The organism is Albimonas sp., from assembly GCF_055129145.1.
Genome location: NZ_JBSRTQ010000037.1, coordinates 23,959 through 30,932, shown reverse-complemented (window position 1 = coordinate 30,932; position 6,974 = coordinate 23,959). Strand labels below are relative to the sequence as shown.

Annotated in this window: 7 protein-coding genes; 4 read left to right on the top strand and 3 right to left on the bottom strand. The window is 70.5% G+C overall.

Going from position 1 to position 6,974, the window contains the following annotated elements; genetic code table 11:
• Positions 1-183 precede the first annotated feature (183 nt).
• The 3 genes from modA to modC are packed head-to-tail and all read left to right on the top strand — an operon-like array spanning position 184 to position 2,887.
• On the top strand, positions 184-1,023 hold the full coding sequence (gene modA, locus ACTB72_RS08425; protein ID WP_463036544.1) for a molybdate ABC transporter substrate-binding protein: 840 nt from the start codon (positions 184-186) through the stop codon (positions 1,021-1,023).
• Positions 1,024-1,043: 20 nt separating this feature from the next.
• Positions 1,044-1,775 carry a molybdate ABC transporter permease subunit gene (gene modB / locus ACTB72_RS08420; RefSeq protein WP_463036543.1) on the top strand — a complete coding sequence of 244 codons (732 nt, stop codon included), beginning with the start codon at positions 1,044-1,046 and terminating at the stop codon, positions 1,773-1,775.
• Positions 1,772-2,887: a molybdenum ABC transporter ATP-binding protein gene (gene modC, locus ACTB72_RS08415; protein WP_463036542.1), complete on the top strand. Its 1,116-nt coding sequence runs from the start codon at positions 1,772-1,774 to the stop codon at positions 2,885-2,887. Before modB ends, modC begins: the two co-directional genes overlap by 4 nt.
• Positions 2,888-2,963: 76 nt before the next feature.
• Here modC and ACTB72_RS08410 read toward each other — a convergent pair whose 3' ends face one another.
• Genes ACTB72_RS08410 through ACTB72_RS08400 form a run of 3 tightly spaced genes read right to left on the bottom strand, consistent with a single transcriptional unit; the run spans position 2,964 to position 5,093 of the window.
• Positions 2,964-3,476 (bottom strand): Lrp/AsnC family transcriptional regulator, encoded by a 513-nt coding sequence (locus ACTB72_RS08410; RefSeq protein ID WP_463036541.1) that lies wholly within the window; start codon positions 3,474-3,476, stop codon positions 2,964-2,966.
• Complete coding sequence (locus tag ACTB72_RS08405; RefSeq protein WP_463036540.1) at positions 3,473-4,345, bottom strand: VOC family protein; 873 nt, start codon at positions 4,343-4,345, stop codon at positions 3,473-3,475. Before ACTB72_RS08405 ends, ACTB72_RS08410 begins: the two co-directional genes overlap by 4 nt.
• 19 nt (positions 4,346-4,364) lie before the next feature.
• Positions 4,365-5,093, bottom strand: a complete 729-nt coding sequence (locus ACTB72_RS08400; protein WP_463036539.1) for an SDR family oxidoreductase — start codon at positions 5,091-5,093, stop codon at positions 4,365-4,367.
• A gap of 188 nt (positions 5,094-5,281) precedes the next feature.
• Here ACTB72_RS08400 and ACTB72_RS08395 point away from each other — a divergent pair, with 188 nt between their 5' ends.
• A complete protein-coding gene (locus ACTB72_RS08395; protein WP_463036538.1) occupies positions 5,282-6,877 on the top strand; it encodes an ABC transporter substrate-binding protein in 1,596 nt (531 codons plus the stop codon).
• Positions 6,878-6,974: the final 97 nt, after the last annotated feature.

The window sequence follows — 6,974 nt, the reverse complement described above, 5'->3', positions numbered from 1 at the left end:
CCGCCCCAGATGCGATCGAGCCCGACGCGATCGAGATGACCCGGCTGGATATGGCCGAGCGGAAATAACGCTTGCCAACCCCGCCCCGTCGGGGCGATGTTTCCCATCAGACCTATCGCTTTTCAGCGCCCACCGCCTGCCAGCCAGACCGCCCGCTTTGGCCCCGATCCGGGGGAGACGCCCATGTCCTGCACCTTGAAGCTCAACCGCCGCAGCGAATTCCGCCGGGCGCTCGGCCGCGCCAGCTGTCGGGCCGTGGGGGCGCTCGCCGCCGCCCTGGCGCTCGGCCTGCCGCTCTGCGCCTCGGCCGCGCCCGCCGCGCCGCCCACCCTCACCATCTTCGCCGCCGCCAGCCTGAAGACCGCGCTGGACGAGATCGCGGGAGCGTGGCGGGAGACGACGGGGGGGAAGGCGTCGATCTCCTATGCCGGGTCCTCGGCGCTCGCCCGCCAGATCGAGCAGGGGGCGCCGGCCGATCTGTTCCTGTCGGCGAGCGCGGCCTGGATGGACCGGCTGGAGGACAGCGGCATGATCCGCGCCGAAACCCGCCGCGACGTGGCCGGCAACGCCCTGGTGCTGGTGGCGCATGACCCGGCGGCCCCGCCCGCCGAGCTCGCCCCCGGCTTCGACCTCGTCGGGCGGCTCGGCGACGGGCGGCTCGCCATGGCGCTGGTCGAGGCGGTGCCGGCCGGCATCTACGGGCGCCAGGCGCTGGAGGCCCTCGGCCTCTGGGACGCCGTCGCGCCGCAGGTTGCGCAGGCCGACAACGTGCGCGCGGCGCTCGCCCTCGTCGCCACCGGCGAAGCGCCCTACGGCGTGGTCTACGCCACCGACGCCACGCCCGAGCCGCGGGTGACCGTGGTCGGCGTCTTCCCCTCCGCCAGCCACGACGCCATCGTCTATCCCGGCGCCGCGACCGCCGAGAGCGCCGCGCCCGAGGCCGCCGCCGCCTTCCTCGACTTCCTCGGAGGCCCCGAGGCCCGCGCCGCGCTGACCCGCCAGGGTTTCGCGATGCCCGACTGACGACCGGGGCGCAGGAGAGGTTGGAGAGCTTTTTCGCGGGGGACTGGTTCGCGGGGGATTGGGGCCTCGGCCCCGAGGGGCGCGAGGCGCTGGTCCTGTCGCTGCGCGTGTCGCTGTGGTCGACGCTCTGCGCCCTGCCCTTCGCGGTGGGCGTGGCCATGCTGCTGGCGCGGGGGCGGTTTCCGGGGCGTGGGCTGCTCAACGGGCTGGTGCATCTGCCGCTGGTTCTGCCGCCGGTGGCCACCGGCTACCTGCTTCTGGTGATTTTCGGGCGGCGCGGGCCGGTCGGCGGCTGGCTGGAGGAGAGCTTCGGCATCGTCCTCGCCTTTCGCTGGACGGGGGCGGCGCTGGCGGCGGCGGTGATGGCGTTTCCGCTGATGGTGCGCGCGATCCGGCTGGCGATCGAGGCGGTGGACCCGAAGCTGGAGGCCGCCGCCGCCACGCTCGGGGCCTCGCGCCCGGTGGTCTTCGCCCTCGTCACCCTGCCGCTGATCCTGCCGGGCGTGCTCGCCGGCGCGGTGCTGGGCTTCGCCCGCGCGATGGGAGAATTCGGGGCGACGATCACCTTCGTCTCCTCCATCCCCGGCGAGACCCGGACCCTGCCGGCAGCCATCTACGCCTTCCTCCAGACCCCCGGCGGCGAGAGCGCGGCGCTGAAGCTGGTGGCGGTGTCGGTCGCGGTGTCGATGGCGGCGCTGCTGCTGTCCGAGGCGCTGGCGGCCAGGGTCGCGAAGCGCATCGGCGGATCATGAGCCTCTCCGTCGACATCCGCCACGCTTTTCCGGATTTCGCGCTGGATGTGCGGTTCGAGGCGCCGGGGGGCGTGACCGCGCTCTTCGGGCGCTCGGGCTCCGGCAAGACCACGGTGGTCAACGCGGTGGCGGGGCTTTTGCGGCCCGACGCGGGGCGGATCGCGCTCGATGGCGTGGCGTTGTTCGATGCGGGGTTCGATGCGGCCGCGCGCCGGAACCTCCCCCCCCATCGCCGCCGCATCGGCTACGTGTTCCAGGACGCCCGCCTGTTCCCGCATCTGAGCGTGCGGGCCAATCTGCGTTTCGGCGCATGGTTCGCGCCGGGCCGGGCCGGCGCCGGAGAATTCGCCAGGGTGGTGGAGATGCTGGGGATCGGGGCGCTGCTGGGCCGCCGCCCCGGGGGGCTTTCGGGGGGCGAGAAGCAGCGGGTCGCCATCGGGCGGGCGCTGCTCGCCCGGCCTCGGCTGCTGCTGCTGGATGAGCCGCTGGCGGCGCTCGACGAAGCGCGCAAGGACGAGATCCTGCCCTATCTGGAACGGCTCCGCGACGCGGCCGGCGTTCCCATCGTCTATGTCAGCCATGCCCTGCCCGAGGTGGCGCGGCTGGCGACCACGGTGGTGGCGATGGAGGGGGGGCGCGTGGTCCGCGCCGGTCCGGCGGCGGAGGTGCTGTCGGATCCGGCCGCGGTCCCGGCGCTCGGCGTGCGGGATGCGGGGGCGCTGCTGCCGGGGCGGGTGCTTGGCCATCACGCGGATGGGTTGACGGAGGTCGAGGTCTCGGCCGGGCGGCTTCTGCTGCCGCTTGTGGACGTCCCGCCGGGCGCGCGGCTGCGGGTGCGGATCGCGGCCTCGGAAGTGATCCTGGCGCGGTCGCGGCCGGAGGGGCTGTCGGCGCTCAACATCCTGGCGGCGGAGGTGACCGCGGTGCGGATGGGCGAGGGCGGCGGCGCGATGGTGCAGCTGCGCGCCGGCGAGGATCTGCTGCTGGCCCGCGTGACGCGGCGGTCGGCGGAGGCGCTGGCGCTTGCGCCCGGGATCGCCTGCTGGTGCGTGGTGAAGTCGGTGGCGGTGGCGCGGGCCGATGTGGGCCGGGCCGGGGATGCGGCAGGCTGAGGCGCGCGCCGCCCCGCCCCCCCTTCCCCTCCTCCGCGCCGCCCCATGGGCCGGCGGCCGCGCGGGAACGGGGGGGCTAGAGGTGGTCGACCGGGAGGGCGGTGGTGAATTTCAGCTCCTCCATCGAGATCGAGGAGGAGATCTGATGAAAGTCCATCCTCTCGATCATCGCCTTGTAGACCTGGTCATAGGCGGCGATGTCGGGAACCACGACTTTCAGGATGTAATCGACGTCCCCCGTAAGGCGGTAGGCCTCGGTGATCTCGGGGATCGTCTCGATCAGGGTGCGGAATTCGGCCAGCCAGTTGGCGGCGTGGCGCGGCACCTTGACCGAGATGAACACCGTCATCGGCACATTGGCCAGCCGCTGGTCGACCAGCGCCACGCGGGCGCGGATCACCCCGGTCTCCTCCAGCCGTTTGATGCGCCGCCAGCAGGGGGTGGGCGACAGGCCCACCTCCTCGGCGATGGAGGTGACCGGACGGTCGACCTCCCGTTGCAGGATCGCGAGGATCCGGCGGTCGACCTCGTCGAAGGCGTGCCCCTCCGGCCGGTCGCCGCCGCGGCGCGGTTTGGGGCTTTGGCTCATTCGCCGACGAATTCCACGACCGTGCCGCAGGCCTCGCGCGGGCCGACGGCGACGCCGCGCGAGGTCTCGGTGAAGGGGATGGAGCGCTGGTCTAGGATGGCCTTGATCGGCTGCAGGTCGGGCGTGTCGATGCGCAGCACGGCGAAGGCGCCCTGGGGGGTCAGCGAGAAATCGACCTCCGGATAGGCGGCGGCGAGCGCGTCGCGGCTGAGAAATTCGAGCGGGGCGGAGGCGGGGCCGCCCTCGATCCCGGTGGCGACGACGAAGCCGCCGTCGATATGGCGCACGTCGCCCCCGGCGAAGAGGCGCGCGAAGCCGGCCGCGGCGGCTTCGGGATCGTCGCAGCCCGCGACGATCCCGGCGATGCCTTTGGCGCCGTTGGGATGTTCGAGCAGCGAGGGCACCCAGACCATGTCGCGGGTCTTGTGGCGGCACATGAAGGCGGTGCCGAGCGGGTATTCGTGGGCGGCGAATTTCAGGGTGTCGAAGCTCGCCATGCCCTCGGACCCGTCGGGGAGCGGCACGGGGCGGGAGAATTCGCCGACCGCTTCGGTCTCGATCCCCAGTTCGGCGAGCTGGTCCTTGGCCGCATAGGCGTCGTCGATGCGGCAGGCGACGGCGTGCAGGCCCTGGCCCTCGCGCTTGAGCATCTCGCGGCGGTCGGCGTTGCCGGGGACCTCGGCGATCATGCCCAGCAGTTCGAAATAATCGTGGGGGAACATGATGGTGTGGTTGGCGGCGCCCTTGTGGGCGGAGTGGAGGCCGCGGGGGGAAATGGTGAAGCCGAGCTTCTCGAAGGCTTCGCAGCTGTCGTCGAGACTGTTGACCATGAGGAACACGTGGTCGACGCCTTTGACCGGGTGGGTCATTCGGGGGATCTCCTGCAATTCAGCGCGTGACGGGCGAGACGGTGATCTCGTGCACGGCGACGTTGGGGTTCATGCGGGCCACGAAGAGGGCGGCGTCGGCCAGATCCTGCGGCTGGATCATGGTCGCGGCCATTTCGGGCGTGTAGCCGGGGCGGCGCGCCATCAGGGGCGTGGCGACCCCGCCGGGATTGAGCGCGCAGGCGCGGATGCCGTTCCTGCCCTCCTCCGAATTCAGGCTGGCGGAGAGGTCGCAGAGCGCGTGCTTGGAAGCGCCGTAGGGCACGCCCCCGATGGGCGAATGAAAGCGCCCGGCCCAGGACGAGGTGTTGACGATGACCCCCGCCTGCTGCGCCCGCATGGTCGGCAGGACCGCGGCGATGGCGTTGATCGCGCCCTTGATGTTGACGTCGAGGACCGCGTCCCACGCCTCCCAGTCGATATCGGCCCAGCTGCGCCGGGGGATGTTGAGCCCGGCGTTGTTGCACAGTAGATCGAGCCGGCCGGTCGCCTCCACGATGCGGGCGGCGACGGCGGCGAGGCCGGCGCGGTCGAGCACGTCGCAGGGCTGGACCATGGCGCGGCCGCCGGCGGCGGCGATGTCCTCGGCAAGCGCCTCCAGCGGGGCGGCGGTGCGGCCGGTCAGCGCGACGGCGCAGCCGGCGGCGGCGAAGGTCCGCGCCATCGCTTCGCCGATTCCGGAGCCCGCGCCGGTGATCCACACCGTCCAGCTGGAAATTTCATTCTGCATCTTCGCCCTCCTGTGGCGTTTCATGCCAAGATGATCCGCCTTCGTAGGGATTGCATCAGGAAAAATGCCGCGTGGCGAAATATTCAGGTTGACTCTATCCATGTTGCGGCGCGGAATCCGCGATGCTTACGTTCGCGCCGAAACCACGCCCAAGTGGCGCGCGCAGGAAGGTTCGACAGGAGGGACCCATGACCATATCCAACGGGCGGCTCGGCCCGCTTCTCGCCGGCGCGCTCGCAGCGCTCGGCGCGGGGGCTGCCACCGCCGCCGACACGCCCAAGCATGGCGGCACCGCCATCATCCAGATGAAGGGCGAGCAGCGCATTCTCAACCCCGCGCTCCGCGCCTCCACCGGCGTCTATTACATCACCGGCAAGATCGTCGAGCCGCTGATCGACAAGTCCTATGAGGGCTACGAGCCGGTGCTGGCGACCGACTGGTCGTCCTCCGAGGACGGGCTGGAGATCACCTTCAAGCTGCGCGAAGGCGTGAAGTGGCATGACGGCGTCGACTTCACCTGCGACGACGTCGCCTTCACCGCGATGAACATGTGGAAGGAGCTGCTGAACTACTCCACCACGCTTCAGCAGAACCTCGAGGCCGTCGACTGCCCGGATCCGCATACCGCGGTCTTCAAGTATTCCAAGCCGATGCCGCTGGAGCTGATGCTGGCGGCGATGCCCGATCTGGGTCATCCGATGCCCAAGCACCTCTATGAGGGCACGGACATCCTGAAGAACGAATACAACACCGCCCCCGTCGGCACCGGCCCGTTCAAGTTCGTGGAATACGAGCGCGGCCAGTACGTGATCGCCGAGCGCAACGAAAACTACTGGCGCGGCGAGGAATACCCCTATCTGGACCGCATCGTGTGGCGGTTCATCAACGACAGCTCCGCCGCCGCCGCGGCGCTGGAGGCCGGCGAAGTCCATGAGAGCGGCTTCATCGGCGTGTCGATGGCCGATGTCGACCGCCTGTCCAAGGATCCGCGCTTCGACGTGGGCACCGAGGGCTACGAGAACAACGTCGCCCACTCCACCGTCGAGTTCAATCACCGCAACCCGATCCTCGCCAACCTGAAGGTGCGGCAGGCGATCTATCATGCGCTGAACATCGACGACGCGATCGAGACCATCATGCGCGGCTACGCCAAGCCGGGCCGCGGTCCGGTGCCGTCGACGGGAGGGGTCAACTACACCGACGACGTGAAGACCTATCCGTTCGACATCGAGAAGGCGAACGCGCTGCTGGACGAGGCCGGTTACCCGAAGGGCGACGACGGCATCCGCTTCAAGCTGCGTCACCGGCCGGCGCCCTGGGGCGAGTACACCCAGCTCTGGGCCGAATACTACGCGCAGAGCCTCGCCAAAGTCGGCATCGACGTCGAGATCCTGACCAACGACGCGCCGGGCTTCCTGACCGGCGTCTATCGCGACCATGACTTCGACACGGCGAACGGCTGGCACCAGTTCCGGGCGGACCCGGCGGTGTCGACGATGGTGTGGCTGCGTTCGGGCCAGCCCAACGGCACGCCCTGGACCAACCAGTTCGGCTGGCAGTCCGACGAGATGGATCAGCTGATCGACGCGGCGGCTTCGGAGCTGGACGTCGAGAAGCGGGCGCAGATGTATTACGACATCCAGAAGATGGCGATGGAGGAGCTGCCGGTGATCTTCGCGATCGAGCATCCCTTCATCTCGGTCACCAACAAGAAGCTGAAGAACCACCACAACACCCCGCGGTGGAATTCCTCCAGCTGGTACGACCTCTGGCTCGACCAGTGATCTGACGCGGCGGCCGGGGCGCGTCCCCGGCCGCCGCCTGCCCCTGCGCGAACGCCGCGCGCCCGACGCCCGCGCGCCCGACGCCTGAGCGACCGAG

Bases quoted from the DNA above. Each gene is read 5' to 3' on its own strand.
- modA (WP_463036544.1), top strand. From the start codon at position 184: ATGTCCTGCACCTTGAAGCTCAACCGCCGCAGCGAATTCCGCCGGGCG.
- modC (WP_463036542.1), top strand. From the start codon at position 1,772: ATGAGCCTCTCCGTCGACATCCGCCACGCTTTTCCGGATTTCGCGCTG.
- ACTB72_RS08410 (WP_463036541.1), bottom strand. From the start codon at position 3,476: ATGAGCCAAAGCCCCAAACCGCGCCGCGGCGGCGACCGGCCGGAGGGG.
- ACTB72_RS08405 (WP_463036540.1), bottom strand. From the start codon at position 4,345: ATGACCCACCCGGTCAAAGGCGTCGACCACGTGTTCCTCATGGTCAAC.
- ACTB72_RS08400 (WP_463036539.1), bottom strand. From the start codon at position 5,093: ATGCAGAATGAAATTTCCAGCTGGACGGTGTGGATCACCGGCGCGGGC.
- ACTB72_RS08395 (WP_463036538.1), top strand. From the start codon at position 5,282: ATGACCATATCCAACGGGCGGCTCGGCCCGCTTCTCGCCGGCGCGCTC.